Genomic DNA, 2287 nt, shown 5'->3' with positions numbered 1-2287 from the left:
CCGACCCGAACTCCCTGCCGTTATAGTCAAGGTGTTTCGATTTAAGCATGTTCGGAACCGAAGCACCGATGTAGTATTTATCCGTGTAGAAAAACAATCCCGCACCGATGTTGAAAAACGTATTGTTCGTATTCTCAGCAAACGCAGGGTCACTATCATCAGGTACGTGGCCGTTTCCGATATCATCGTACAAGCCAACCTTATGCATCGTAGCTCCCGTTTTCATACCGAAGGCCAATTTGTGTACCTCGCCCAAGTTAAGCGTATAGGAGAAATCCCCGTAAAAGTTGGTCTCCTCAACAGGACCGATCTTATCGTTGATTACCGATAATCCCAAACCAACGTTCTTGCCAACAGGGCTGTGACCGAAAAATGTTCCCGTAGTTGGCGCATCCTCAATGTCGACCCACTGTTTTCTGTATAATAATCCCATCGATAGCGCATCCTTGGATCCCGCATAGGCCGGGTTCACAACGCTCAGATTGTACATGTACTGAGTATAATGAGGATCCTGCTGGGCTTGAACTTCTAATAAGCCTGCTAAGGCTACTAAAACGGTCAAATAAATTTTCTTCATGTTATTTTCTTTACCTTTTAGAAAACACTGCCCCCCGGTTAAGGGAGCAGTGACTCCTGTTCAATTATTTTATTGCTCTCTGTTGATATAGATCCAACCGGTTTTCGTTACGTCAGTTCCCATATTAATCACATAATAATACGTTCCGTCCGGTAATTCCTGGCCCGCGTCAGACTGACCATGCCATTGTTTGGTATAACCAGCTCCATAATTGTATACTTTCACACCGTAACGGTTGAAGATAGACAGTTTGTTAACGTTGAATTCTGTCAGATCAAGCTCATCGTTAAGACCATCATTATTTGGAGAAATACCGCGTGGAATATCACAATCAGAACTAACTACAATTTCCAGTGTTTTTGAAGTCGCACACTGACCAGCATCAGGCGTAAAGGTATACGTAGTTGTAGCCATGTTATCCAACGGAGGTGACCATGTTCCTGTAATACCATTAAGTGAAGTTTTTGGTAATGCCGTTAATGCTTCTCCCGGACAGATCTTCGCTACATCATTAAATGTTGGTGTAACATTCTCAATAACATCAACAGTCAAAGTACCTTCCGCAGCACATTGTCCTGCATCCGGAGTAAAGGTATACGTTGTTGTATTCGTATAATCTAACGCAGCAGGCGACCAAACTCCTGTAAAACCTTCAACTGAAGTTGCAGGAAGTGTTGCAGAAGTATCACCCAAACAAATCGGATCCATTGCCGCAAATGTAGATGTCGCTAACTGATTAACTGTAATAGTCATCGTAGTTGTAAGCGCACATGGACCTGCCGGATCTGGCGTAAAGATATACGTAGTCGTCTCTGTATTATCCATAACTGCCGGAGACCAAGTACCTGCAATACCTTCTGTTGAATTTGTTGGTAATGCCGCTAATGGTTCTCCTGTACAAATTGGCGCAACCGCATTAAATGTAGGCGTCGTACTTGGATTAACCGTAATGGTCATCGTAGCTGTTGGCGCACATTGTCCTGCATCCGGCATAAATGTATACAATGTTGTCGTTGTGTTGTCTAACGGCGGAGACCATGTTCCGGTAACACCTTCTATTGACATTGTTGGAAGAGCCGCTAAAGAACCTCCTGCACAAATTGGCGCAACTGGGGTAAATGTAGGTGTCACAACCGGGTTAACCGTAATGGTCATCGTGTTTGCAACAGCACATTGTCCTGCATCAGGCGTAAATGTATACAAAGTTGTCGTTGTATTATCCATAACTGCTGGTGACCATGAACCTGTAATACCTTCTGTTGAAGTTGTTGGAAGAGCGGCTAAAGCATCTCCTGCGCAAATCGGCGTAACCGCAACAAACGTAGGCGTCACATTCGGAGTAACCGTAACAGTCATCGTGTTTGTAACAGCGCATTGACCTGCATCCGGTGTGAACGTATACAACGTTGTTGCCGTATTATCCATTACTGCCGGCAACCATGAACCTGTAATACCTTCAGCTGAAGTTGTTGGAAGTGCCGCTAGAGCATCTCCTGCACAAATTGGCGCCACAGCAGTAAACGTAGGTGTCACAACCGGGTTAACCGTAACAGTCATCGTAGTTGGAACCGCACATGGACCTGCCGGATCCGGCGTAAAGGTATATGTAGTTGTCGTTGTATTATCCATAACTGCCGGAGACCAAGTACCTGCAATACCTTCAATTGAATTTGTTGGTAATGCCGCTAATGTTTCTCCCGCACATATTGG

At 44.8% G+C, this 2287-nt stretch carries 2 protein-coding genes; both read right to left on the bottom strand.

Going from position 1 to position 2287, the window contains the following annotated elements; genetic code table 11:
* Positions 1–577: PorP/SprF family type IX secretion system membrane protein (locus FEDK69T_RS15020; protein WP_035656467.1), on the bottom strand; the 577-nt coding region annotated here is incomplete at its 3' end.
* A 69-nt stretch (positions 578–646) separates the two neighbouring features.
* Positions 647–2287: gliding motility-associated C-terminal domain-containing protein (locus FEDK69T_RS15015; protein WP_035656466.1), on the bottom strand; the 1641-nt coding region annotated here is incomplete at its 5' end.

The sequence above is a fragment of the Flavobacterium enshiense DK69 genome (assembly GCF_000498495.1).
Classification (GTDB): Bacteria; Bacteroidota; Bacteroidia; order Flavobacteriales; family Flavobacteriaceae; genus Flavobacterium; species Flavobacterium enshiense.
Note: the sequence above shows the minus strand (reverse complement) of the source record. Positions and strands in the feature narration are given on the sequence as shown.